Annotated in this window: 22 protein-coding genes and 1 pseudogene; 6 read left to right on the top strand and 17 right to left on the bottom strand. The window is 37.3% G+C overall.

Features of this window, described 5'->3' with window-relative positions; all coding sequences use genetic code 11:
* The first annotated feature begins 295 nt into the window (after positions 1 to 295).
* Positions 296 to 919, top strand: a complete 624-nt coding sequence (gene pdxH, locus ACFIMU_RS01920; protein WP_375606418.1) for a pyridoxamine 5'-phosphate oxidase — start codon at positions 296 to 298, stop codon at positions 917 to 919.
* Positions 920 to 1,401: 482 nt separating this feature from the next.
* Here pdxH and ubiA read toward each other — a convergent pair whose 3' ends face one another.
* The gene (ubiA, locus tag ACFIMU_RS01925; RefSeq protein ID WP_375696774.1) at positions 1,402 to 2,406 is read right to left on the bottom strand and encodes a 4-hydroxybenzoate octaprenyltransferase; all 1,005 of its coding nucleotides are present in this window, start codon (positions 2,404 to 2,406) and stop codon (positions 1,402 to 1,404) included.
* 90 nt (positions 2,407 to 2,496) lie between these two features.
* Here ubiA and purD point away from each other — a divergent pair, with 90 nt between their 5' ends.
* Positions 2,497 to 3,771 carry a phosphoribosylamine--glycine ligase gene (purD, locus tag ACFIMU_RS01930; protein ID WP_375696775.1) on the top strand — a complete coding sequence of 425 codons (1,275 nt, stop codon included), beginning with the start codon at positions 2,497 to 2,499 and terminating at the stop codon, positions 3,769 to 3,771.
* Between the two features lie 1,085 nt (positions 3,772 to 4,856).
* Here the strand turns inward: purD and ACFIMU_RS01935 are convergent.
* From ACFIMU_RS01935 to ACFIMU_RS01965, 7 genes are all read right to left on the bottom strand, one after another.
* Positions 4,857 to 5,384, bottom strand: coding sequence for a DUF6101 family protein (locus tag ACFIMU_RS01935; protein WP_375606421.1), 528 nt, complete (start codon positions 5,382 to 5,384; stop codon positions 4,857 to 4,859).
* A 144-nt stretch (positions 5,385 to 5,528) separates the two neighbouring features.
* Complete coding sequence (locus ACFIMU_RS01940) at positions 5,529 to 6,938, bottom strand: FAD-binding oxidoreductase (protein WP_375696776.1); 1,410 nt, start codon at positions 6,936 to 6,938, stop codon at positions 5,529 to 5,531.
* Between the two features lie 2 nt (positions 6,939 to 6,940).
* Positions 6,941 to 7,903 (bottom strand): L-threonylcarbamoyladenylate synthase, encoded by a 963-nt coding sequence (locus ACFIMU_RS01945; RefSeq protein ID WP_375607815.1) that lies wholly within the window; start codon positions 7,901 to 7,903, stop codon positions 6,941 to 6,943.
* On the bottom strand, positions 7,900 to 8,541 hold the full coding sequence (locus ACFIMU_RS01950) for a ribonuclease HII (protein ID WP_375606424.1): 642 nt from the start codon (positions 8,539 to 8,541) through the stop codon (positions 7,900 to 7,902). Before ACFIMU_RS01950 ends, ACFIMU_RS01945 begins: the two co-directional genes overlap by 4 nt.
* A 279-nt stretch (positions 8,542 to 8,820) precedes the next feature.
* On the bottom strand, positions 8,821 to 9,729 hold the full coding sequence (locus tag ACFIMU_RS01955; protein WP_375606425.1) for a 4-(cytidine 5'-diphospho)-2-C-methyl-D-erythritol kinase: 909 nt from the start codon (positions 9,727 to 9,729) through the stop codon (positions 8,821 to 8,823).
* 220 nt (positions 9,730 to 9,949) lie between these two features.
* Complete coding sequence (locus tag ACFIMU_RS01960) at positions 9,950 to 10,801, bottom strand: S49 family peptidase (RefSeq protein WP_375696777.1); 852 nt, start codon at positions 10,799 to 10,801, stop codon at positions 9,950 to 9,952.
* Positions 10,802 to 10,990: 189 nt separating this feature from the next.
* Positions 10,991 to 11,779 carry a tRNA1(Val) (adenine(37)-N6)-methyltransferase gene (locus ACFIMU_RS01965; RefSeq protein ID WP_375615289.1) on the bottom strand — a complete coding sequence of 263 codons (789 nt, stop codon included), beginning with the start codon at positions 11,777 to 11,779 and terminating at the stop codon, positions 10,991 to 10,993.
* Positions 11,780 to 11,958: 179 nt separating this feature from the next.
* On the opposite strand from ACFIMU_RS01965, the gene ACFIMU_RS01970 reads away from it, so the two are divergent.
* From ACFIMU_RS01970 to glyS, 4 genes are all read left to right on the top strand, one after another.
* Positions 11,959 to 13,035 (top strand): polyprenyl synthetase family protein, encoded by a 1,077-nt coding sequence (locus ACFIMU_RS01970; protein WP_375606428.1) that lies wholly within the window; start codon positions 11,959 to 11,961, stop codon positions 13,033 to 13,035.
* A 95-nt stretch (positions 13,036 to 13,130) separates the two neighbouring features.
* A complete protein-coding gene (locus ACFIMU_RS01975) occupies positions 13,131 to 14,825 on the top strand; it encodes a tetratricopeptide repeat protein (RefSeq protein ID WP_375687432.1) in 1,695 nt (564 codons plus the stop codon).
* Between the two features lie 91 nt (positions 14,826 to 14,916).
* The gene (locus tag ACFIMU_RS01980; protein WP_375606430.1) at positions 14,917 to 15,858 is read left to right on the top strand and encodes a glycine--tRNA ligase subunit alpha; all 942 of its coding nucleotides are present in this window, start codon (positions 14,917 to 14,919) and stop codon (positions 15,856 to 15,858) included.
* Entirely contained in the window at positions 15,858 to 18,080 is a 2,223-nt protein-coding gene (gene glyS / locus ACFIMU_RS01985) for a glycine--tRNA ligase subunit beta (protein WP_375695803.1), read from the top strand. Before ACFIMU_RS01980 ends, glyS begins: the two co-directional genes overlap by 1 nt.
* A 139-nt stretch (positions 18,081 to 18,219) precedes the next feature.
* Here the strand turns inward: glyS and ACFIMU_RS01990 are convergent, their stop codons facing one another.
* The 9 genes and pseudogenes from ACFIMU_RS01990 to ACFIMU_RS02030 all read right to left on the bottom strand — a co-directional run bounded on the left by ACFIMU_RS01990 (position 18,220) and on the right by ACFIMU_RS02030 (position 26,649).
* Positions 18,220 to 18,714, bottom strand: a complete 495-nt coding sequence (locus ACFIMU_RS01990; protein WP_375606432.1) for a F0F1 ATP synthase subunit B — start codon at positions 18,712 to 18,714, stop codon at positions 18,220 to 18,222.
* Between the two features lie 11 nt (positions 18,715 to 18,725).
* Entirely contained in the window at positions 18,726 to 19,292 is a 567-nt protein-coding gene (locus ACFIMU_RS01995; RefSeq protein WP_375606433.1) for a F0F1 ATP synthase subunit B, read from the bottom strand.
* A gap of 143 nt (positions 19,293 to 19,435) precedes the next feature.
* A complete protein-coding gene (locus ACFIMU_RS02000) occupies positions 19,436 to 19,666 on the bottom strand; it encodes a F0F1 ATP synthase subunit C (RefSeq protein WP_005773968.1) in 231 nt (76 codons plus the stop codon).
* Positions 19,667 to 19,720: 54 nt separating this feature from the next.
* Positions 19,721 to 20,479: a F0F1 ATP synthase subunit A gene (locus ACFIMU_RS02005; protein WP_375606478.1), complete on the bottom strand. Its 759-nt coding sequence runs from the start codon at positions 20,477 to 20,479 to the stop codon at positions 19,721 to 19,723.
* A gap of 7 nt (positions 20,480 to 20,486) precedes the next feature.
* Positions 20,487 to 20,921, bottom strand: coding sequence for an AtpZ/AtpI family protein (locus ACFIMU_RS02010; protein WP_375615297.1), 435 nt, complete (start codon positions 20,919 to 20,921; stop codon positions 20,487 to 20,489).
* 990 nt (positions 20,922 to 21,911) lie between these two features.
* A complete protein-coding gene (gene der, locus ACFIMU_RS02015) occupies positions 21,912 to 23,336 on the bottom strand; it encodes a ribosome biogenesis GTPase Der (protein WP_375696778.1) in 1,425 nt (474 codons plus the stop codon).
* A gap of 4 nt (positions 23,337 to 23,340) precedes the next feature.
* Positions 23,341 to 24,012, bottom strand: coding sequence for a tetratricopeptide repeat protein (locus ACFIMU_RS02020; protein WP_375606436.1), 672 nt, complete (start codon positions 24,010 to 24,012; stop codon positions 23,341 to 23,343).
* Positions 24,013 to 24,506: 494 nt separating this feature from the next.
* Positions 24,507 to 24,772: pseudogene (locus tag ACFIMU_RS02025) on the bottom strand (XRE family transcriptional regulator).
* 104 nt (positions 24,773 to 24,876) lie between these two features.
* The gene (locus ACFIMU_RS02030; RefSeq protein ID WP_375606437.1) at positions 24,877 to 26,649 is read right to left on the bottom strand and encodes an SLC13 family permease; all 1,773 of its coding nucleotides are present in this window, start codon (positions 26,647 to 26,649) and stop codon (positions 24,877 to 24,879) included.
* Between the last annotated feature and the right edge of the window lie 277 nt (positions 26,650 to 26,926).

Genomic DNA, 26,926 nt, shown 5'->3' on the forward strand with positions numbered 1-26,926 from the left:
TTCAAAATATCAACGGATATGTTTTCAATATCCCTCATAACTTTATCAATCTATTCTAGAGAATAATTTCTTCTTTCTTTATATGTCTATCAATAAACTAAAATACCAGATAAAATGAGATATTTATTTAATATAGCTCATTATCGTCTATGCTAAAGACAAAAATAATGGAACCACTATAAAAATACACGATAGCATTGACTTTTTGAAAATAGGAAAAAATGCTACTTTACTTCGAGATGACAAAGTAAATAAGAAAATGCCTTACCCATGCTCGCTGACATTTGGAGACACTATGAGCAATAAAATCCCAACAGATGATCATTTTATGCAAATGCAAAAACCTTTTGAACTTTTTGCAAAATGGCTTGAAGAGGCAACAATAAGCGAAATAAATGATCCGAATGCTATGGCACTCGCAACAGTAGACGAAACAGGACTTCCTAATGTTCGTATGGTTCTCCTCAAAGACTACAGTCCCCAAGGATTCGTCTTCTATACCAATTATGAAAGCTGTAAAGGACAAGAAATTTTAAAATCAATGAAGGCATCCTTAGGTTTTCATTGGAAATCGCTCCGTCGTCAGGTCAGAATTAGAGGCATTGTTGAAAAAGTAAGTCAACAGGAAGCGGATGCCTATTTCCAATCGCGACCACGTGGGAGTCGAATTGGGGCATGGGCATCTAAACAATCTCAACCATTAGACAATCGTTTTGTGCTCGAAAAAGCAATTGCTCAATATACTGCACGTTATGCAGTAGGCAATATTCCACGACCACCTTATTGGTCTGGTTTTCGTGTTAAACCCCTTTCTATAGAATTCTGGTGTGATCGCCCATTTCGTTTACATGATCGTCTGCTTTTTACGCGTGATTGTGTTGAACACAGCAATTGGAAAAAACAAAAACTTTATCCCTAATCCTTCAAGCTTTATCGTTATGAAGACTTTGTCTTCCTAAGGGTTCAATGACTATTTTCTATTTGCAAATTTCTAAAACAAAATGATTAGTTTCCTTTCAATAGAAAAGTTTTATTTTCACTATAAAAGTTGGTTGATAATATCTCCTACTGCATTGCTTGAAGACAATAGATGCGCAACAAGCTTTTTTAAGAGAAAACACGGTATTCAGCAAAAATTATGATTTTACTTTTGTAATTTCTGATAAGAGAAAGTGCACTTTCAATTAAAAAAGTTGTTCATTCCTCCTAAAGTCTATTTTTATTTCAATAAAATTTGAAAAAATCGTTATTTCAAACCAGAAAGATCTGGAATAAAACTAATCATAAAATACAAAAAGCTTTGAACATGAAAAAATAATACACTTTAAAATTAATGAAAGTATCTTTGTATTTTCATTCCTCTCCTCATCATCAGAATATATGATTTTATCTAATTTGTTGTTAAGCTGCAGGATAAAACATCATCCATATACCACCACATACTAAACCAGCAAAAATCACAAGACCAATAAGCGAATTAGATTTGAAAAGCCTGAGGCATTGCGCACTGTCATCTATATCAATAACTTTAATTTGAATAAACATATGGATACTTGCCACAAAAACCCCAAAAAAACTAAGAACAGGGACTTCAGCTAAATAAAATGCTAAACTCACAAACAGTACAAAACCACCATACAAAAATACTAAAGCACGCTTGGTTTCTTTACCGAAGAGAAGTGCTGTAGAACGCACACCAACCGTAGCGTCATCTTCTTTATCTTGATGGGCGTAGATTGTATCATATCCTATGGTCCACAAGATTGATCCCACATAAAGCAAAATCGGTGACCAGCTTAAACTTCCAAAGACAACAGCCCACCCCATTAATGCCCCCCAATTAAATGCAACGCCTAAAAAAAACTGCGGCCAATATGTTACGCGTTTCATAAAAGGATAAAATGCAACAGCTATCAATGACGAAATACCGAAAAAAAAACTAAACCTATTAAATTGTGATAAAACGCCTAAACCAACCAAACATTGCACAAGTATAAAAACTTTTGCTTGAAACCGACTCACATGACCTGTCGGCAATGGGCGAGAACGTGTTCTTTCTACCTGAGAATCGATTTTATGGTCAATAAGATCATTCCAAGTACATCCTGCCCCTCGCATAGCGATGGATCCTAGAAAAAAAAGAAAAAGATACCAAACCCAATGAAGCAACATTGATGAAAGAGTATCATAATGCATTTCATAAGAGAGAAAAGCCATTGTTGTTGACCAAAAACAAGGCCACATCAACAATTGCCATCCGATAGGCCGATCCCAACGCGCCAATTGCGCATAAAACCATAAAGAACAGGGAAGTAAACTATAGACCCATTGTTTGGAAGATGCATCCATAACCCGTCCTTGGCTATTATAGGACTGAACAGGTGCGATATTTTTATTTTTTTTCATCAAATGATTTACCTTTAGTCTTGCGATAGAGACATTTCATTCTTATGAGAAGGAGATGAAATTAATCATCTTCTATGAGAGGAGCAAGCAATGAATATTCTTCTTATTGGCTCAGGTGGACGAGAACATGCTTTAGCATGGAAAATAGCAGCATCACCACTGCTAACAAAGTTATATTGTGCTCCTGGAAATCCTGCAACAACAGAATTTGGTGAAAATATTAATTTAGACATTGATGATCACCCCCTTATTATTGATTTTTGTAAAGCACATTCTATTGATCTTGTGATTGTAGGACCAGAAGCACCATTGGTTGCAGGTATAACAGATTCTCTTAATAGCGCTAACATCTGTGTATTTGGTCCTACTCAAAAAGCTGCTCAACTAGAAGGTTCAAAAGCTTTTACAAAAGATTTATGTCATAAGAATAACATTCCTACAGCAAGTTACCAATGCTTTAATGATGCCGCTAGAGCCAAAGCCTACATTCATCAACAAGGTGTTCCCATTGTTATTAAAGCTGATGGCTTAGCTGCCGGCAAAGGTGTCGTGGTTGCAACAACTATAGAAGAAGCATTTAACGCTGTTGATGCCTGCTTCAAAAGTGCATTTGGGGATGCAGGAAACAAAATTGTTGTAGAATCTTTTCTGGAAGGTGAAGAAGCAAGCTTCTTCTGCCTTTGTGATGGTAAAGTTGCTCTTCCCTTTGGATCTGCTCAAGATCATAAGCGTGTAGGAGATGGAGATACTGGAGCAAACACCGGTGGTATGGGTGCTTATTCACCAGCACCCATCATGACCCAAGAAATAGTGAATCGTACCCTTAAAGAAATTGTTGAACCAGCTTTAAAAAGCATGAACGAAATGGGCGCCCCCTTTAGAGGTATTCTCTTCGTCGGCTTGATGATAACGCAAAAAGGACCCGAATTAATTGAATTTAACGTACGATTCGGTGATCCTGAATGTCAAGTTTTAATGATGCGCCTTAAAGATGATATTCTACCAATTTTTCTTGCCGCAGCTCAAGGAAATCTTGAAAATAAACCTCTTCAGTGGTCTGAAAAGACTGCTCTCACCGTTGTTATGGCTGCTAATGGTTATCCAGGCTCTCCCCAAAAAGGGACTGTTATTCGTAACGTTGATAAAATAGATACTCTTCCCGATGTGAAAGTTTTTCAAGCTGGTACAGCATTACGAAATGGACAACTCATTGCAAATGGTGGACGTGTTCTCAATATAACAGCAACAGGAAAAACGATTACGCAAGCACAAAAACGTGCTTATGAAGCCGTTGATTATATTGATTGGCCAGAGGGTTTTGTTCGTCGCGATATCGGATGGCGAGCTATTGCGCGAAAAAACTAAATCCTTTGACTATTCTTTTTTACAATTTGATGATTTCACGTAAGAGCATGATACACAAATTTTCTCACTGTTTTACGTTGACCATAATTTTGAAAAAATGAGTGTGCTTTCCTTTGAACAATCAAATATTGTAAATAGGATACCTACTCATGATGAAATAGGAAAAATTTCTGAATCTGAGAATATAATATAAAATGATCATTTTACTGTTATCTTTACTTTAAACGTATTTTCTCATCATTTTTATAAACACTTTCTTTTTTATAAAATCCTGAAGAAAAACATATATACTATCATTTCTTTTATCTATCGCGTTTTTTAATGAAATTCCGCTTTTACGAAAAATAAAATGCCCAAAAAAGATAGTTATGTTATTCACATACAAATTCTTAAACAATATCTCTCATGCTCATCACTCCCATTTTACGACACTACCTGCAAATAGTATAAATCCATTCTGCCATCTTTCTGGAATAAAGATAAAAACCGATACCATCTTTGTATTTTCCAACTCTCAATATTACGATAACCCTTTCTATCTAAATGATTTTGATTATAAAAGAGAGATGAAATAAGAATGTTCTGCAATATTCAAAGCTCTCATTCAAAATGGAGAAATGATTTATTAAAAAAAATTTAAAAACACTTCCAGTAATTTTCTGATGTTTTAATAATGTGGCAAAAACCCAAAATTATACCGCAAAAAACAGTTTCTATTGTTACAAAAGCCGTTTTCACCTCTCCGAAAAAAGCGTTTTACATAATAGATTTCTGCTGCCAATGTATGGTGTCAAAAAACTCTCATTTACAATCATTGACTTCCTCTTTGTTTTCAAGAACCAAAAGTCACACCAAATCCCGTCTGTAAAAGTCTGGATTCTCATTGAGCGGGGTCCTCTTGCTTCCCACTCATATGCTGCACTTACACAAAGACCTACAAGCAAACTTAAGAATATTCGCCATATCTTCTAAAAACACTTCATGTGTGAAGTTTACACCCCTTATGTTACCGCCCCAAACAACGATGTTTTACGGCACAACAAGATAAATGCTGATAGTAGTACAACAATGAATGCATATTAATATCACTGGAGTGCGATTCGATTCGCAATCACCAAACGCAAGCCTAACGGATTGCTATAACGAAGTAAAAAACGCTTTTGTCTAGAATACGATGTTGTACCAAAAAATCGATGTAAATCAGAACGATCTTTTACAACCAGAATGCGATTATCTTCATTGATCATAAGCATGGGAAGGCCATAAGTATCCGCCCATAACCGCCAATCCAGAAGAACATTATTCAAATCTCTGGAAACCAAAAGCGGTATACAAGCTTCCTCATCTGCATGAAGTAATTCTAATGCAACAGCTCTTTCTCCTGAACGCGTTTTTACGGTACGTGCTGCAATTCCTTGAAAATGATAAGGAGGTATTAAATGCGATAAGCTTGAAGGCATATCCGTTTTAAAAGAAACACCACGCTCATTTAACGAACAAATTACCTTATTGCCCGTTTTGGATGAAAAATATGTCGTAGTTTGTGGCAAATGGCACGGATCTAACCGAAATTCAAGCACCGCTTTTGCCTGATTAAAGCATTGATTAGCCATATACATTATCCCAATTTATCTTAAATAACATACACCCTTTAGCAGCTTTTTCTCATTGGATTATTAAAAGTTTGAATAAAAAACAACTGGTTTCTTTTTTGGTTATTAAAATCTAAACAAAAATGCATGATCACCATTCTTGAATTATAATACTTTTCCAGGATTCATTATCCCTAAAGGATCGAGCGTTTTTTTAATCCCTTGCATAATATCCAATGCGACAGGCGATTTAAAAGAACGAAGTTCTTCGCGCTTAAGCTGACCAATTCCATGCTCAGCAGAAAATGCACCTTTATAATTCATCACTAAACTATGAATGCGATGGTTCATTGTTGACCATAACTGCAAAAATACTGTCGTATCAGCCCCTACAGGTTGTGTAACATTATAATGCAAATTTCCATCACCCATGTGTCCAAAACAAACCACCCGTGCTCCTGGAGAAATATCTTCAACAATAAGTGCAGCTTCAGCAATAAAATCAGGAATGGAAGCAAGCGGTACTGCAATATCGTGCTTAATAGATCCTCCCGCCAACTTTTGTGCCGATGATATACTTTCTCGCAATTGCCAAAAAAAATCTTGCTGTTTTAAAGATTGCGCAATAACTGCATCTTCTATCACCGCATTCTTTAAAGCTTCTTCTAAAATACTACTCAATACCGATAACGCCTCATCATTGCCTTGCAACGATGAAATGTTCATTAATACATACCATTCATGTTTCTGCTGGAGAGGAGGCTTCTCACACATCTTATAATCTAAAGCCATTTGCAAACTGAGCTTTGACATAAGCTCAAAACCTGTCAACATCCCTCCTCCATATTCTTGAGCCAGAGATAAAAACTCTAAAGCCTTCGCCGGACTATATAATCCCACCAAGGCAACTGCTTTTCCTTTTATTTTTGGAAAAATCTTCAAAACGGCTGCGGTTATAACACCCAATGTGCCTTCTGCACCAATAAAAAGATTTTTTAAATCGTAACCGCTATTGTCTTTTTTAACAAAACGCAAATCATCTAAAATACGCCCGTCCGATAAAACAACTTCCAAACCAAGACAAAGATCACGCATATTGCCATAAGCCAAAACAGCTGTCCCTCCAGCGTTTGACGAAAGATTTCCCCCTACTTGGCAAGAACCTTCAGATGCCAAAGAAAGAGGGAAAAAACGACCTGATTCATCCACTTTTTTCTGCAAATCCTGTAAAATAACACCAGCCTCTACAACAACAAAATTTCCTTCAAGATTTATAGCTCTAATCTTATTTAATCGCTCCATGGATAAAAGAACGCCCTCTCCTCTTTCATCTGGTTGCTGTCCCCCCACAAGCCCTGTATTCCCCCCCTGTGGTACAATCGGTGTGTGCGTTTTGCTCGCTAACTGCATAATCGATGAGACCTCTGCGCAAGAAGATGGACGTAAAAGTAAAGGTGTTTTTCCATGAAAAAGCCCACGCTCTTCAAGCAAATACGGTGCAATCAACGTCTGATCTGTTATAGCATACTTGGCTCCAACAATTTCCCTAAACCCCTCAATTAATTCCTGCTCCATATTCATTTCTCCTTTGGAGCCGCAGCCCGTATAAGACGATCATTGATAGCCTCCCCTAATCCGTATGATGGAATAGGTTCTACTGCGATACATCTCACTTTAAATGAATCTAATTCCTTCATATATTGAAATAAATGAGAGGCTGCCTCTTCCAATTTTCCATCTTCGCTAAGGTTTAAAATAGAAACAGCATTTTCAGCCCCCATAACACGCTTTGAACCAAATGCTAAAAGCGCTTCACCACTTTCCACCTTTTCTACATTCAAACGAACCGTGGCATTGGGAGCATAATGCGACTTTAACATCCCAGGAGCTTCAATTGCCGCCCTTTGATCTATCCGTTTTAAAGGCTTCCCCACAACTTCTTCAATTTCATCAGCCGCAAGCCCCCCTGGACGCAAAAGATAAATATTTTCACCACAAATCTTAATAATCGTTGATTCAAGCCCTATTCTAGAAAATCCTCCATCCAATATCAAAGAAACAGATTCCCCCAAAGATGCAAAAACAGCCTCAGCGGAAGTAGGACTAAGACGTCCTGATTGATTCGCACTAGGAGCAGCAAGTGGGCGTCCAAAATATTGTACAACTTCCGCAAAACGACTGTCTGGAAAACGAATAGCCAATGTATTCAAACCGGCAGTCGTTAAAGGATGGATATTATGCTGTTCCTTTAAAGGCAAAACCAATGTCAAAGGTCCTGGCCAAAATTCCTCCATTAATTGGCGTGAAAGAAAGTCGATTTTAACATAACGTTCCGCCATTTCGATGCCGCTGACATGCGCAATAAGAGGATTAATTTGCGGACGACCCTTTGTAGAATAAATAGAAGAAATTGCCCTCCCATTGGTCGCATCGCCTGCTAATCCATAAACAGTTTCCGTTGGTAACGCTACTAACTTTCCTTGTTCAAGAAGCGCTATTGCCTCTTTTATTGAAGCGCTATTGAGTGGTAGAATCGTCATGATACATCATTCCTATAACGTTCTTTTAGTGGTGCAAAACTATAACGATGTAATCCTACGATTGGACCATATTTATTAAGAGCCGTACGATGAACTAACGTTGCATATCCTACATGCTTCTCTAAACCATAGCCTTTATAAACTTGTCCTGCACATTCCATCATCCGGTCACGCGTTACCTTCGCAATAATAGATGCGGCTGCAATTGAAACCGAACGCTGATCGCCCTTAATCAACGCAATTGCGGGACAAGACAACCCAGAGGGAATATCACGTCCATCAACAAGTACATAGTGGGCTGAAACAGCTAATCCTTTAATACAGCGACGCATTGCTTCTAAAGTTGCTTGTCTAATATTAGATTGATCAATTGTACGAGCGCAAACACTAGCAACTGAAACCGCCAATGCACTTTGCAAAATTTCATGATAAAGTCTACTTCGTTGAAGAAAAGAAAGTTTTTTTGAATCATTTAATCCATCAGGAATATGACCTTTATCCAAGATAACTGCTGCCGTTACCACCGGTCCAGCGAGAGGTCCTCGTCCTACTTCATCAACACCAGCTATATGAAAAAAACCCTGTTTCTGCAAATTCAATTCACACAAGAAATTTGGCTGAAGCGGCAAATTAAACATCTTTGATAAATCACAAATACAACAAATATACACTTATTTCTGTAACCTACTTATTTTTTGCAAGCATTACAGTTTTAAATGGCTTTTCAAACATTCTGCGAATTCTTACACAAAAGATAAAAACAAACCATGAGATAAAGAGTATCCTATTGTCCATTTTTCTTCTAAAAAATTATTCTAGCATGTATTCATTTTGTTTAAAAAACAAAAAGTAGATTTCTTTAGTTACCCTTTTCATTATGTATAGTAGAATCAAGACAAAATAAAAGTTTTTATTTCTCAAATAGTTCCTAAAGTCATGATCGGTTTTACAAACCAATTTGGGTACATTGATTTGATAAAAAGAGCTGCCTTTTGCGCTGCTTGTTGATTTTTAAAAATGCCAAAACAAGTTGCCCCCGTTCCAGACATACGAGAAAAAAGAGACCCACATTCATCTAATACAGATAACACTTCGGCTAACTGAGGTGCCATTTTTAATGCCGGAGAAAAAAGATCATTACGCGTTTCTTGTAAAACCTCAACCAATGAATCAACAGTCTTTAAAGCGACTGAATCAATTTTTAAAGAAGGATGATGACGCTTCTCTAACGCTTTAAAAACAGCTTGTGTTGAAATTTCTTGTCCATGATTAACCAATACCATTGCCAGTGAACAAGCCTCTTGTAATCGTATAATCTTTTGACCAATCCCTTTAACCAAAAGGGGCTGCTGATATTCTAATGCAAAAAGACACATGGGTACATCAGCACCAAGAACTAAACTCATTTTTGCTAATTTTTCATAAGGGCAATCAAGATTCCACTGTTGATACAACATGCTTACAACCCCAGCAGCATCACCTGAGCCACCACCAATACCTGAGGCAACAGGTAATGTTTTTACAAGTCGAAAAAACGCAGGTTGAGCACTTTCAGGAAAAGTCTTATGCATAAAATCTCGTGCACGAATAACCAAATTATCTGAATGAGAAACAAGCCCTTTTGCAAATGGCCCCGTTAAAACAAACTGGTCACTTTCACAAGACGCATAGTGTAAGCAATCACCGCTAAGACTAAAATAAACCAAACTTTCTATTAAATGATAACCATCAGCACGTTGCCCCACAACATGCAAAGCCAAATTCAATTTAATGGGTGTAAATACATAAGAATGTCTTTGGATCGAAGCTTTTACATGTGATATCATATGACGTAATATTAACCTATACAGAGTTCTTTTATAAATATGCCCCTTTCATTCATACCTGTAGCATAAACCCTATAAACAGCTTGAAATATTCTTAACTGTTTTCTAAATAAGTAATAAATATGGAGAATGCTTATACAAAATAAACTTTCGTATCATTTCAAGCTTTTTTTCTATCATCTGTTTTTAGATAAAATCTCCTCTCGAATGATTTTTGGCCTCACAAACCGTAACGCCGCCAAAGTGCCCGCTCTTCTGCTGCCATCAACGCACTGTCAACTGCTGTATAAACTGTATGAGCAGTCACTCCTGAAGGCGTTTTAGGGCTTAAAAAACTTTTTGGAGGCATAATAAGTCGAAGTTTTGCATCATTACCAAAGCGCTCCTTAATAACAGAACGTACATCATTCAATCCGTCAATCAAACCAAGTTCAACGCCTTTTTTTCCACTCCAAAACATTCCTGTAAAGAGATTCAAATCATTTGATAATTTTGTAGAACGCCGCTCTTTAACTAAATCGATAAAAGTTTGATGTACTTCCAGTTGGAGAGATTTCAAATGCTCAATATCCGCCTTTTTTTCAGGCTGAAATGGATCTAGTGTAACCTTGTTCTTTCCTGCTGTGTAAACGCGCCGTTCCACACCAATTTTCTTTAAAAGTTCCGGAAAACCAAAGGAAGCTGAAACCACCCCAATGGAACCAACAATCGAAGAAGGATCTGCAAAAATTTCATCTCCTGCACAAGCAATCATATAACCACCGGATGCTGCTATATCTTCAATAAATACAAGAACCTTTTTATTTTTTTCTTCTGCCAAATCACGAATACGCTTGAAGATTAAACGCGATTGTACAGGTGAACCTCCAGGAGAATTGATAATAAGGGCAATAGCCGGTGCTTTTTTGTACGCAAAAGCCTTCTCTAAAAGACTAGCACATCTACTAAGGGAAAGCGTACGAGATATAGATGCTGATGAATCCATAATCGCCCCTTGAAGGCGAACCACAGGAATTTCTAATTTATTGGAAGAAAAACGATGGGGAACAAGTTTCTTGATAACGTCAATCAAAACAAAATCTCCTTATAAGTTAAGAAAAATTAAAGAGGACAGGACAACAAAAAGGAACAACGCGATACCATCCAAAAGCGCCAATCAATCCCCACATTACAACCAGAAATATAATTTCATACAAAAGCTAAACCTCCCTAGTAACAAAGTGTAGACTTTAAAGAATAAACTGAAAAACACAAGATACCATTACAAAAGTTCCCACAAGCTTATATATCCATTATTAATTGCATCAATCCGTGGTGAAAAAGTATGACCATTATCTTCATGTATCACCAGTGCCGGTAAAATAGATAAAGCTGCTCTGCTTCCTCGTTTTGCGTAAAATAAAAGACGAATTGCTGCTGTCTTTGCACGTGCATGCACAGGAACGATGCAAATACCACCAAAGCGCCCTTCTAAAGCACGCAAAATATCTACTAGTGATTGTGGTCGTGCAATGAGCCCTAAGTATCCACCTGGCTTGACAATCGCTGCTGCACTCCGCAACCAATTATCAAACATCGCTTCAGGCATAACGTGTGCTTCAGATTTTTGTTGATCAGGTGTCTTGCGATCAGTAGGATTATTAAAAGGTGGATTCATAATCGCAAAATCAAAGCTATTATCTATCAAACCTGCTTTTATACGTTCATTCCCCTTGAAAGTAACATCTGCTTCTAGCAAACAAATGCGGCCAGCAAATTGTTTATTTTGTTTTAGCATAAGCGTTTTTTGAGCATAAGATATCATAAAAGCCGAACGTTCAACTAAGGTAACATGAACTTTCAGACAACGCGAAGCAACAGCTAACCCTGCAGCTCCAGCACCAGCACCTAAATCAACAACCTTGCCCTTTAAATCACTTGGAACCAAACTAGCTAATAACATCGCATCCATTCCAGAACGATGACCATATTTATGGGGTTGAACCAAATAAAATTTCCCGCGGTGAAAACTGTCAATTGTTTCACCACTCTGATTCGCTGCTTTATCCATTTAAAAGCCTAATGCTCACCTTTATAAACTGCATTTTTGCCATTCAGCTGCTATTTTAAATTTTTTATTATTTTATAACAATAAGATTACACTCGCTAAAGAACATTTCTTGCCAATAACATTCCAAGCTAACACTTTTAAACGACATCAAAAGCTTGAGTCAAAACCAAACCCCCTTTATGCTAATGAATAAAGTAAATTTTATATATGTCCATTGCAATACTCTAGGAGTAAACACATTGAGTGCAGCTATCAAACCAAAACAAATAAGAAATAATCAAATTTCTCTTCAATCTCTTGTCAATCTTACTCAAAAAGATATGGATTGCGTAAATCAATTTATTCTCTCTATGGCAAAATCAGAGGTTGAGATGATCCCTGAAATTTCTAACCATCTTATTTCATCAGGTGGAAAGCGATTACGCCCAATGATTACGCTCGCTTCTGCTCATATGTTCGGTTATCAAAGTGACGGGCATATAAAACTCGCAACAGCTGTTGAATTTATGCATACAGCAACATTACTACACGATGATGTGATTGATGAAAGTAATTTACGACGTGGAAAATCTACAGCACGTATGATTTGGGGGAATCAAGCAAGTGTACTTGTTGGTGATTTCCTATTGGGGCAGGCCTTTAAAATGATGGTCGATGTCGGTTCCATAGAAGCGCTCTCTGTCCTAGCCAACGCTGCTGCAATTATTGCTGAAGGAGAAGTTATGCAACTTTCTGCCGCAAAAAATATAAAAACCAGCCCTTCAGAATATCTCAAAATCATCGATGCAAAAACAGCAGCACTTTTTTCAGCAGCCGCTGAAGTAGGACCCATTATTGCTGGCTATGGAAATAAAGAGCGTTCTTCATTACGTGAATATGGAACATCCTTAGGTTTAGCTTTCCAATTAATTGATGATGCACTTGACTATAGCGGTAGTGCTCAAAACTTAGGAAAAAATATAGGGGATGATTTTAGAGAAGGAAAAATCACAATGCCTGTTATTCTCGCCTATGAGCGTGGGAATATGCTAGAAAAAGATTTCTGGAAAAAGGCACTTGAAGATGGCAATAATAATGATGAATCCTTCGCACACGCACAACACTTAATGGAAAAGTATGATAGTATCACAGATACAATAGAACAAGCACGCATCTATGGAAAATATGCAATTGATGCTCTTGTTCCCATGAATGAAAATCTTGCTTATAATGCTCTCGTTGAGACTGTTGAATTTTGTATTGCGCGCGTAAACTGAATTCTTTGCAAGAATCGCAGTATTTCTCAACAAAGTAATGAGATATGATCTATAAACAACACCATCAATTGATTATCTTGAAAAGGATTAACTCCATGTGCTCTGCAACGGTATCTCGACTTTTTGCCCTCTTTATCGTGGGTATCATGCTGATGCCATCCCTCACCTACAGTAAAATAAGTGCAGCAACTCATACAAGCTCATTTACAGGTGCTTATTTAGCTGGAAGGGTTGCAAATCATGAAAATAAAACAGAACTTGCTATCAATTATTTTAAACAAGCACTGGTTTATCAACCTGATAACATTGAAACACAAAAAGAGCTCCTTGAAGCTATGCTCTCGGTCGGAAACTTTAAAGAAGCTGTCCAACAAGCCCAAAAACTCAAAGAGAACGATGTTATAACTCCCTTTGTTTCCTTAACTTTGTCAGTAGAAAGTCTCATCAAAAAAGATTATAAGAATGCCAAGGCTCTTCTGAAATTAAAGGAACTTCCTACGTCCAATAATCCAATACCTGAATTAATTAGTGCTTGGATTACATTTGGATCTGGACACAAATCTCAGGCAATCGATGATCTTAAGAAACTCAAAGGTCCTGTCTGGTATGATCTTTTTATATCTTATCATCTAGCACTTATGAGCGACCTTGCAGAACGGCCAAAGGATGCAAAAAAATATTTCATTAAAGCACTGAGTAACAAACAGGGAACTCTTATCGCTCCTAATACTTATGAGCGTATTATCATAGCCTATGCCTCATTCCAATTGCGCCATAATATGCGCAACCAAGCCCTTCAAACAATCCAGCATGGCGAACAAATGTTGTCAGGTCGAGAAGTCCTTAAAAACTTTCAAGAAAAAATTGAAAAAAATTCTTTCTTAGAGAGAGTTATTAAAACACCTCAACAAGGAGCAGCCGAGGTATTATATAATTTTGGAACAGCCCTCAACTACAAAAACTCAGGGCGAATTGCACGTATTTTTAAGCAATTATCTTTCGCCTTATACCCTCAAAATGACGCAACACTGTTTCAGCTCGCACACATTTCTGCTAAATTGAACGATCCACATCAAGCAATTAAACTTTATCGCGCTTTATCCCCTAAATCTCCTTATTATAAAGATGGACAACTTCATCTTGCATTCCTTCTTGCCAATAACAACAATTACAAAGAAGCAATAAAATTACTCACATTGTTAAATAAAAAATTTCCCAATGATCGTAATATTTTGATAACGCTCGTTGCTTTTTATATGCAGGACAATAAATTTCTTGAGGCTATTAAAACTCTAGACTACGCTATTACAAAGATAAAAAACTTTCAGCAGGACGATTGGAAACTCTTTTATCAGCGTGGTATTGCTTTTGAACGTTTAAAGCAATGGCCAAAAGCAGAACTTGACTTGCGAAAATCACTTGAATTTTTCCCAAATCAACCGCAGGTTCTTAATTATTTAGCCTATTCCCTTGTGGAACGTGGTGAGAAGCTTGAAGAATCGCTCCGTATGCTACAAAAAGCCTCTGCTTTGCAAGCTCACAACAGTCATATTCTCGATTCTTTAGGGTGGGCTTATTATAAACTAAAAGAATATAATAAAGCAGTGCAAATATTAGAAAATGCTGTCAGATTACAACCTGAAGACCCAACACTGAATGATCATTTAGGGGATGCCTATTGGAAAGTTGGACGTAAACGTGAAGCAATCTTTCAATGGAACCACGCAATTGACGGAAAACCAGAAAATTCTGAACAAATTCAAGAAAAGTTGAAATTTGGTTTGCAATAAACGATGCTTAACCATAAACCACATGAATAATAAATAGAGAAACTAAAATTACTTTGTTTTTTTGTTTAGTCCAATATAAAGAGTATAAAGCGTGAAACTGCCTGAACATCTTAACCCCAAACGTTCTTTTCAGGGACTAATCTTAACTTTGCAAAATTATTGGGCACACTATGGATGTGCAATTTTGCAACCTTACGATATGGAAGTCGGAGCTGGGACTTTTCATCCAGCAACAACATTACGCTCTCTAGGGCCACGCCCTTGGAAAGTTGCTTATGTCCAACCCTCTCGACGTCCAACAGATGGCCGATATGGTAAGAATCCAAATCGTTTACAACACTATTATCAATTCCAAGTGCTTCTCAAACCCTCTCCGCTCAATCTACAAGAACTTTATATAAAGTCGCTACAAGCTATCGGGCTTGATACAAAACTGCATGATATTCGCTTTGTTGAAGATGATTGGGAAAGTCCCACTCTTGGTGCTTGGGGGCTTGGATGGGAATGTTGGTGCGATGGAATGGAAGTCTCTCAATTTACTTATTTTCAACAAGTGTGCGGCATTGAATGCGCTCCAGTTTCAGGGGAACTCACATACGGTCTTGAGCGTCTAGCGATGTATATCCAAGGGGTTGATAACGTCTATGACCTTAACTTTAATGGTTTAGAGGGAGAAAACAAAATAAGTTATAGAGATATTTTTTTACAGGCAGAACAGGAATACTCATATTACAACTTCGAATTTGCTGATACAAAACTGCTCCATCAGCACTTTATCGATGCAGAACGCGAATGCAGCGCACTTCTTGATGCTGGAAAACCAAATAAAGAAAATGTATTCCATCGCTGTGTTTTTCCTGCCTATGATCAATGTATTAAAGCGAGCCATATCTTTAATCTTTTGCAAGCACGTGGCGTTATTTCTGTAACCGAACGACAAAATTACATTCTTCGCGTTCGTAATCTCGCGCGCCGTTGTGGGGAAGCCTTCTTACTCACAGAAGCTGGACAAATATATACTGGAGAGGCCTAATGTCTGATCTTCTTCTTGAACTTTTCAGTGAAGAAATACCCGCACGTATGCAACGAAAAGCTGCTGCTGATCTTAAAAAAGCTGTTACGGATCAACTTGTGAATGCTGGATTAACCTATAAAGCCGCTCGTGAATATTGGACACCTCGTCGGTTAACATTGGACGTACGCGGACTTTCTATACGCTCCAAAGATGTCCATGAAGAACGCAAAGGTCCCAGTATAAAATCACCACAGCATGTAATTGATGGTTTTCTACGTGCAACAGGATTAAATGATGTTTCTGAAGCGCATATTGGACATGATGATAAAAAAGGTCATTTTTATATTGCTAAAATTGTTAAAAAAGGTCGAGCTGCAGAAGAAATTATTGCCGATATTTTACCGGATATTATCCGCAACTTTCCATGGCCTAAATCTATGCGTTGGGGAAAAGATTCAGCACAAAGTGGTACTTTGAAGTGGATTAGACCTTTACAAAATATTCTTTGCATCTTCGGACCAGAAATTGGCGAAACACATGTTGTTCCGTTTACAATTGGTTCTCTTAAGAGCAATAATCTAACTTATGGTCATCGTTTCTTAAGTGACGGAAAGCCATTCCAGGTGCGTCGCTTTGATGACTATGTTACTCAACTTGAAACACACAAAGTCATTCTGGATGCAGAAAGACGAAAGAATATTATTTTAGCTGATGCTCAAAATCTTTGCTTTGCAAACGGTTTAGAACTGGTTCAAGATAATGCCCTCCTAGAAGAAGTTTCTGGCCTTGTTGAATGGCCTGTTATCCTTATGGGTGATTTTGACAAATCATTCCTTGATATTCCTCCAGAAATTATTCGCTTGACCATTCGAGCTAATCAAAAATGTTTTGTCACCCGTAAACAAGGGGAAAAGATAAAACTTTCTCATCATTTTATTCTCGTTTCTAATATTCTCGCCAATGATGAAGGCAAAGAAATTTCTAAAGGAAATAGTAAGGTTGTCCATGCTCGTCTTTCTGATGCACTCTATTTTTGGAAAACAGATCAGCGTGATTTGCCCGATATTAAACAATTGGAATCTTCTGTAAAAAAATTTGATCTTGATATAAAAAAACCTCTTGATCAAAGAATGGCGCGACTTGATCATTTGAATGTAACTTTTCACGCCAAATTAGGTACACAAGGTGCAAGAGTAGAACGCATCGCTACACTCGCACAAAAAATTGCACCTTTGATACAAGCAGATCCTCTCTTAGCGAAACGTGCAGCCATCCTTGCAAAAGCTGATTTGCAAACAGAAATTGTCGGAGAATTTCCTGAACTACAAGGTGTTATGGGGCAAAAATACGCCCTTCTTCAAGGGGAAGATCCTCACGTCGCTGTAGCAATCGAAGACCATTATAAACCTCAAGGACCAACAGATCGTCTTCCACAAGAACCACTTGCTATAACCGTTATGCTCTCCGACAAAATTGACATGCTCGTTGGCTTTTGGCTCATTAATGAAAAACCAACGGGCTCAAAAGATCCCTATGCGTTAAGACGAGCAGCATTGGGAATTATTAGGCTTGTACTTTCGCGAGATTGGAAAATCAATCTTATGCCACTGTTCCAGTTAGCAACGAATCTTTTCTTACAACAAAAAAATAAATATGAAATCTCTCAAAGAGAAAATCCACAATTGCAGAATCTGCTTCCAGAAAAAACAGAATATATTTTATCAGATCTGTTATTCTTTTTTCATGACCGTTTGAAAATCTATCTAAAAGAGGAAGGCGCTCGTTACGACGCCCTTGAAGCCGTTTTAAATAAAGATTCTGATGATTTTTTATTGGTTGCACGTCGTGTCGAATCGCTTATCGCTTTTATCAACACCCATGATGGAATGAACTTTGTAGCCTCTGTAAAACGTACTGCCAATATTCTTGAAAATGAATTTCAAAAAAGCACAAAAATAGCGAATGAAATTAATTTTGAGCTCTTTGTCGAGAAAGAAGAAAAACAGCTCTATCATGCAATCTGTGAAGTAGAAAAAAAAGTTCTTGCTCCCATCAATACAACAAATTTATCATTTGCCCTCAGTGTGCTAGCGCCACTTGGAAAATTGATTGATATATTTTTTGAAAAAGTATTGGTGAATGATAAAAAACCTGATGTTCGTGCTAACCGTCTTGCTCTTCTCAAACGCACTCACATTGTTACACAATCGGTTGCAGACTTCTCAAAACTTGTCATTTAAAATCAAAGAGCCTATTAACTGATAAAAACAATGAAGATAAATTTTTCTTTTTTATGACTTTTATTAATTAATATTGATACTAATTAATATTGAGAAAATTATGCAACCAAAGAGACTGTTCTTTATCTCTCAAATATCATTAATTAAGATATGTTTTCATTTTGATAAATGATTCTTTCTCAAGAGACTCTTTAATAAGTTCATCTACCTTGTTAGCATCTATTTCTCTTGTAATAAGGGTACGTGCTGTAGAAATTGCCAAATCAATAGCCGATGAAGAAACCATGCGCATAGCATCGGCTTCTGCTTGGGAAATTTTTTGTTCTGCCAATTTATTGCGGTTTTTTACATATTCTTCTGCTTTTGCACGGGCTTCAGCAATAACAGATTCAACTTCATGCTTTGCTGCTGCAATAATTTCTTGCGCATCTTTTTCTGCTTCTGCATGTTTGCGTTGATATTCAGCCAATATTTCCTGTGCCTCTTCACGAAGACGCAGAGCCTCATCCAGTTCATCTTTGATACGTTTCGCGCGCGCATCAAGATGGTGTATAACCCTCTGTGGAATTTGGAAATAGACTAAAAGAGCCAAAAAAAGAACTAACCCAACAAATGCCCAAAAAGTATCAGTCATCTTTTTCTTCCTCAATAATCTGCAGTTTTAACAACTGAACGAACAGCCTCTTTGTTGATATCAACGTCAATCAATTTTTTCACAATTTCAAGAGCTACTTCTTCAGCGATAGAACCAACATTTTGCATGGCTTTATCCCGAATTTTTGCTATCTGTTTTTCAGCATCTGCGAGTTTTTTCTCTAAACTCTCTTCAATTTCTTTCCGTTCAAGCTCTGCCTTTTCTTTTAATTCTTCACTAGCTACCTGCGCTATAGCCTGCGCGTTCAAACGCGCTTCTGCTAATTTCCGCTCATAAGTTTCAACAACAATGTCTGCTTCTTGCTTCATGCGCATTGCCTGATCTAAATCAGATGCGATTCGATCTCGCCGTGTTTCAATAACACCGCCAATACGTGGTACAATTACACGGGAGATAAAAAGATAAAACAGTCCGAAAGAAATTGCCAACCAGAAAAAATGCGAACCAAAATGCACAAAATCAAAAGGCGGAAACACACGATTTGCATGCTCTGCCACCTTTTTAATATGTTCTATCGACGTTTCAGTGTTCTGTGCATAAGCGCTTGAAACAAACATCTTCTTTCATCCTTTAAATAGCTTATTAAAGCCCTCTATAACCGATGATAACTGACAAACATCTCTCTGGCATCTCTCTGGTTAAGAGCCTAAAAGGGTAAATCTTTCCTCATGCAAGAACAGATATACCCTTTTGATGATGATTAAACCCCAAAAAGAAGTAATAAAGCAATGAGCAATGAAAAAATTCCCAAAGCCTCTGTTACAGCAAAACCAAAGACGAGACGTCCAAACTGACTATCTGCTGCTGATGGATTTCGTAATGCACCAGAAAGATAGCTACCAAAAATATTACCAAGTCCTAAAGCTGTTCCAGCCATACCAAAGCAAGCAAGACCAGCGCCAATATATTTTGCTGCAAGCACCATTTCCATGTTATTCTCCTTTAAAGCGAAATTGCATTATTCGACGGAAAACCGCCAGTTTTATTAATGTCCTGGATGAATTGCATCATTAAGATACATACAAGTTAAAACCGTAAAGACGTAAGCCTGAAGAAATGCGACCAAAAACTCAAGAGCAGTAATTGCTACAGTCATAATAAGCGGTAAAATCGAACCACCCACACCTACGAGCCCTACCCCAATCATTGAAACAACAAACCCAGAAAACACTTTAAGCGTAATATGACCAGCAAGCATATTCGCAAAAAGACGAAGAGAAAGACTAATTGGACGGGAGAGAAAAGAAATAACCTCAATCATTGTCACCAGAGGTAAAACCACAACAGGAACTCCACTGGGAACGAACAGTTTCAAAAAACTGACCCCATGCTTATAAAAGCCATACCCAATCACCGTCAAAATTACCACCATTGCTAATGAAAACGTGATCATGATTTGAGACGTAACCGTATAAAAATAAGGAAAGAGACCAATAAAGTTAGCAACCAAAATAAAAGTAAACAGAGAAAAAACTAAAGGAAAAAACTGCATTCCCTGCACACCAGATGATTCCCGCAGAGTCGATGCTACAAACTCATAGGCCATTTCCGAAAGAGACTGCATCCGCGTTGGAACCAATCCACGACTCGATGATGAAATAAAGAGAAAAATAGAAGTTACAACAACCGTGAGGACTGTAAACAATGATACATTTGTAAACGATAAATCCATATTTCCTATGGAAATCTTAATCAGCCTTAAAACCTCAAACTGATGAATAGGATCTGGAGCGTGCGCTGTCACTTCAACCTCATTTATCGGACCTCTCATTGGCCCCTTTATTTTGTTTATCTTGGCGCAATACGCCTTCTTTTCCTAATTGACTGGAGGAAACATACCCCACAGACCGAAGAATACTCAATACACCAGCAGCAAATCCAAAGAAGAGAAAAAATACCAATCCCCAAGGCCATGAATCTGCTAACTTATCAAACCCCAACCCCAAAACAATACCAACTATAACACTTGCCAGAAACTCACTGGAAAGCTTAATTGCACCTGCCATCCTTCCTTGTGATTTTTCCCGCTTATTCCTATGCTCCCGCTTCTTTAATGCTTGCTTGCGTACTAAAGCTACGCTTAAGTTCCTACTACGGCATTCCAAATCCTCTGAATGAAGACACTCTCCTTGCTTTTCCTCTTCAGCCTCCTTACAGCTCATAACGGGTTTCTCGCCCATCGCCATCATTGGCTCCTTAATTAAAAAGCAACGTAAGAATACATTTCATAAAACCGTGTGCATCATATTGTTCCCGAATTTATTCGTCAAGATACTAAAAGAAATCTATCACAAGTTATCGTATAAATTTTATTGCAGAAATAACGTATTTTTCAATTTACATGCTTTCTTAAAAAGATATTCCAAGCACCTAAACCGATTTCACGACAGCACCCGTGAATGTATAACGAAAAGTTCACGTGAATAATATAAAACTCATAGAACAACCATTTTTACGTTTAACAAAAGGTGTAAACTAATACCATCTTATTTTCCGACTCCCAATGTTATATCAGTCCTAGTTTTGAAAGAGAACATAGAAAGCTAAAAACAGTATGAGAGCGTTGGTTTTCTCCTTTTATTCGAATAAACTTGCACTTTTTATTTTATGAAAATAATAATAATCAATTGTTTCTATATGATCCTATTCGCAAAGTATTTTACATACGCCATTAAAGGCCCCACCACGAAATGAGCTTGAGGATATTAAGAGAAGTTCCTTTAAATACAAGATATTAATAAATCTAAAATTTCAAATAGATTAAGCCAATAGAACATAATAAATTTTAAACACGATTACCATACCACTTTATACAATTTTAATCCACTTTTATGAACTTCGCTTTTTACAATTGAATATCCGTAGATTCAGCAAATATTTTTGCTTTTTATTCAAACAAACTATCGTAAGCAAAAGCGCTTATTCATAAGCTTTATTTTTATGAAACGATAATCTAATGCTGCTTTTCAAACAAGCATCATAATTATATTCCCCTACCCTCATATTGCATCTATTCTTGCACTTATAATAACCCATTAAGAGGATTATGTACTCTTTCTTAAATACTCCCTATTAAACTCTTCTCATGACATGCAAATAAATGACCTTTATCAAGATGAGAGAGCTCTATTCAATAGCGCTCATGATAAATGATTATCAATAAAATTAAAGAGTTATCATTTCTTCTTGGAACGTGTCGCAAAAGGATTATCAGAGGCTCGTAATGATATGCGAACTGGTATACCAAACATATCAAATGTTTCACGCAACCCATTGACAAGGTAACGCAAATACGACTGGGGCATACTTTTGGGGCGCGAGCAAGAAATCATAAATCCAGGAGGACGTGTCTTAACCTGTGTGATGTATTTAACCTTAAGTCGACGTCCAGAAACCGCAGGAGGTGGATGATGTGCCACAACAGTTTCAAGCCATTGGTTCAATTTAGCTGTCGAAATGCGACGATTCCATACACGGTGCATCATCATCACATTTTCCATAAGTTTATCAATTCCTTGACCATATTGTCCCGATAAAGGAACAGCTCTCAAACCACGAACTTGAGGAAGAAATCGTGCACATTTTTCATGCAAATCAATCAATGTAGCCTGACTATTTTCAATAAGGTCCCACTTATTAAAAGCAATAACTGGAACACGCCCTTCACGAATCACAAGATCAGCAATTTGTAAATCCTGCTTTTCAAAAGGCATCGTTGCATCAAAAACAATGATCACCACTTCTGCAAAACAAATAGCACGCAAAGTGTCAGCAACGGATAATTTTTCTAACTTTTCTTGAATTTTCGATTTTCGACGCAAACCCGCAGTATCAAACAGTTTAACATGACGACCACGCCATTCCCAATCTACAGAAATAGAATCACGCGTAAGTCCTGCTTCTGGTCCTGTTAATAACCGCTCTTGTTTCAGCATACTATTGATAAGAGTAGATTTTCCTGTATTGGGGCGCCCCGCAATTGCAATCCGAATAGGCTTATTTTCATCGTACATAAGCCCCTCTTCTTCCAAATTGTTTATATCATCACCAACAGATGCAGGCTGTATCGTAATATCTTCTTCTTTGTTATTGTCAAAAGCGCGTTCTGCCCCAACAGCCCCTATAATTGCATCACGAAGATCACTAATTCCCAAACCATGTTCAGCCGATATTGGGCACGGCTCCCCCAAACCTAATGACCACGCCTCATACTCTCCTCCCGTTGCCGCTCTTGACTCAGACTTATTAGCAACAAGGACTATTGGTTTTCCTGATTTGCGAACCAATGAAGCAAAGTTTAAATCACTTGGTGTTATTCCACTCTTTGCATCAAATACGAATAAAATAAGATCAGCTTCATCAATTGCAACTTTTGTATGAGAACGCATACGCCCCTCAAGTGTATGATCACCTGCTTCTTCCAGCCCAGCCGTATCAATCACATCAAAACGTAGATCTTGAAGTTTTGCCGCATGCATACGCCGATCACGTGTTACACCTGGCTTATCATCAACCAAAGCCAACCTTTGCCCAACCAAACGATTAAAAAGTGTTGATTTCCCAACATTGGGACGACCAACAATAGCAATGGTAAGGCTCATCAATTTATTCCTTATTTGTCTTGCCCTCGGCTTGTATGAGCTCAAGCATCATTCGAGCCCGATCTGCTATTTTTAAACCCAAAGCACCTTCTTCAGAAATTTTCTTAAAATAATAAACCGCCTCATCCATTTTATCCGACTTATAAGCAGCTAAGCCTAAAGCTTCTCTTGCAGACATACGCATAGGATCGGTATCACTTGCCATCTCTTTGACGCGCTTTTTGACATCCTCCAAAGTTCCTGTATCAACTAAAATATAGGCTGCTCGAATTTTTGCAACTTTCCGCAAAATCTGTGGTGCTTTCCCATCCGCTGCAACAGAATCAAAGATCTCCACTGATTTAATCATATCACCTTGCTCCATGAGTAAAGAAGCCTCCCGCAAACGAGCAAGAAAAGGATATCCTCCAAAGTTAGAGTCTTTAACATTCTCCAATTGCTTTATCGCTTTATCAAAATGACGTGTATCCGCAAAATTAAGGCTTTTTATAAATGCGTCACCAATATAACCAGCTTTCTTTATTTGTGCATGATAATAAATTTGATAAATAATTATCATGATGATGAAAAGAAGGACTGCTCCAATAATTGAAAAACCATAACGTCTCCAAAAAGCAAGCGCCTTTTCCTGACGAAATTCAGCATTAACTTCAGCAATAAAACTATCATACGACATATATCATACCTTGTAAAAATTTACTCTCTGCGCTTTTACGCATAAATGGACAAAGATGGTAGCCTAAATCAACTAAAATCTTTAAATTACTGATTTATTTATTTCAAATTGACATGTAACCAAATCAATTGGATTTTTGCAACTGTCTTAGTCAAAAACGATGTAAATGTTCTTTAAGCTTACATCACAACTTTTGAATCTTATAAAAAAATCACTGCTTTAATATTATCCATGATTGCCTACCATCTTCAGCACCCTTCCCTCTCTATTATATGAAAGATATCTTTTAAAGTCTTTAACACAATCATTGTATTGTATTCGATTATAGGATTTTAATACCATTCTTTATTCATCTAGCTTACTGTATTTATATATCTTTTTTAATATGAGGGATGCGTAAATAAAAGTTGGGGAATAGAATTTCGCAATAGCCTCTACAAAAAGCATACTTCATGGAGTGTTTCTAACATTTCTTTGAAATCTGCTAACGCCCCTTAAAATAAGACATCTAAAAGTAGCATAAATGCAACAACAGTTTCATGTTGCAACGGATTAGAAGGTTTGATTGTAAAATTCTTTCGACAAAGATAGGCTTCTTTTTTAACAGAGAAGCTTTTTCTTGATCTAAAGCATAGAGTTCTATGATTTTCTCTTCCATGCCTACTGGAACAGATTTTCTACCAATTTCTACAGAAGATAAAAATGACACAGATAAACCTAATTTATCAACTATATTTGAAAGACGTTCTGAATGATCAATGCGAAGTTTTCATAAAATTTTGCCAAAGAAAGTGTATCCCTTCAATTTATCTTTATACAATTAATAACCTTTTGTAATAGATACTCAAAGCTTCTGAAAATATCTTATTGTAATGGCCAAACCCACATAAGCATTGGAACAGCAATAATAACGATCAACACCGCCAATGGAGCACCCAAACGTGGATAATCACTAAAACGGTATCCTCCTGGCGCCATCACGAGCATATTGCTTTGATGTCCGATAGGTGTAAGGAATTCACAACCTGCACCGATTGCAACAGCCATTAAAAAAGCTTCAGGCTTATAATGGAGAGAATGAGCAAAACTTGACGCAATTGGTGCTACCATCATCACTGTTGCTGCATTATTCAAAAATGGCGTAACCAACATAGCTGTCACCAACATAAGCGCTAAAGCACCGGATGGCGGGAAAAATATTGCCAATTGGCTCAGCCATTGACCAATGAGCTCCGTACATCCTGTTTTCTCTAACGCTTCACTCACTGGAATAAGAGCCGCTAATAGTACTAATATTGGACCATCTAATGCCTGATACAAATCACGCGCTGGCAAAACACGAAAGATCACCATTGCAGCAGCAGCAGAAAAGAAAGAAAAAGCAACTGGAACAATATGAAAAGCTGTAAAAATAATTGCTATAAATAAAATAGCCAAAGATATAAAACCATGTCGTAAATTTCCAAACACAATATTTCGTTTTGCTAGGGGTAAGCATTTCAATTCCCTTAACAAATTTGGAATAACTGCATCCTGTCCTTGCAAAACAATCACATCTCCAAGATGGAAAATAATATCATCAAGTCTTCCCCGCACCCTTTCATGCTGACGACTTAACGCAAGCAAATTTACATTATAGCGATCAAATAAGGAAAACTCTTTCGCACTAATACCGATAAGAGGTGAATTATGGGTAATGACGGCTTCAATAATATCAATATCACTGTCCTTATCACCTGCAGCAATAGTTCGCCCTTTAGAAAACTCTAAACGAGCAGAGTTCATCACGCTATCTAACCCTGTATGTGATCCTTCCAGCAAAATAATATCATTTTCAGACAAAACAAAATCTGGTAATGGTGAAATAGATACTTTGTTTCTGATGATTTGAATCACCATAACATCACCACTTGATGGCTTAACCAAATCAACAATATTTTTTCCCACAATCGGTGAATTTATTGGAATATGCACTTCTGCAACATAATTACGAATATCAATGGCATCATCAAACGATACACCTGAACGCACACGCACAGGCAAAAGCCAATAAAAAAGAACCAAATATAAAACACCAGCCGTCGCAATAACCGCACCAACTGGTGTAAAATCAAACATCGTAAAAGGTGTTCCTGCTAAGCGTTCTTGCATCGCTGAAATAACAACATTGGGAGATGTTCCTATCTGTGTCATAAGCCCCCCCAATAAAGAACCAAAGGCCATGGGCATCAAAAAGACAGAAGGAGAAACCTGAGAACGACGAGCAAACTGAAAAGCTATCGGAAGCATAATAGCCAAAGCACCAATGTTTTTAACGAACATTGATAACACGACAACAGAAATAACCAAAAAAGCTAATTGAAGACGCACCGATTTCACATCTGGCCATACCCGTTGAATAATAAATTCCATTATACCAGAGCGCGATACGGCCGTACTGACAACAAACACACTCCCCACGATAATAACGATATCATTACTAAAACCGCTAAAAGCTTCCTTCGGACTGACAAGACCAAGAGCACAAGCTATTAATAACGTACAAATAGCAACAAGATCATAACGAAATCGATCCCAAATAAAAACAACCATCATGAGACCAATGATCGAAAAAGCCATTATTTGATTTTCTGTCATAACACTTACCTCTCCCCATTAAATTATAATGAACAAGAACATATTTTTTATGTTTTAAATATTCCTATAAACAGCAGCAAGATAAAAGCAGACATCGAAATATTTTAGGATAATTTTAAAGTGATAAAAAATTATGATGCGCATAAACTTGCCTCTCCTTATTATGCGTGCTTTTCTATAAAGTGCTGAACCCAAAGAAAATTGATAAAAGTTGATAAAGCTATATTGCAAAAAAGATGAGAATAACTCTAATATAGAGCGTAGATAATTGTTGAAA

This window comes from Bartonella sp. AC70YNML (genome assembly GCF_042196545.1).
Lineage (GTDB): Bacteria > Pseudomonadota > Alphaproteobacteria > Rhizobiales > Rhizobiaceae > Bartonella.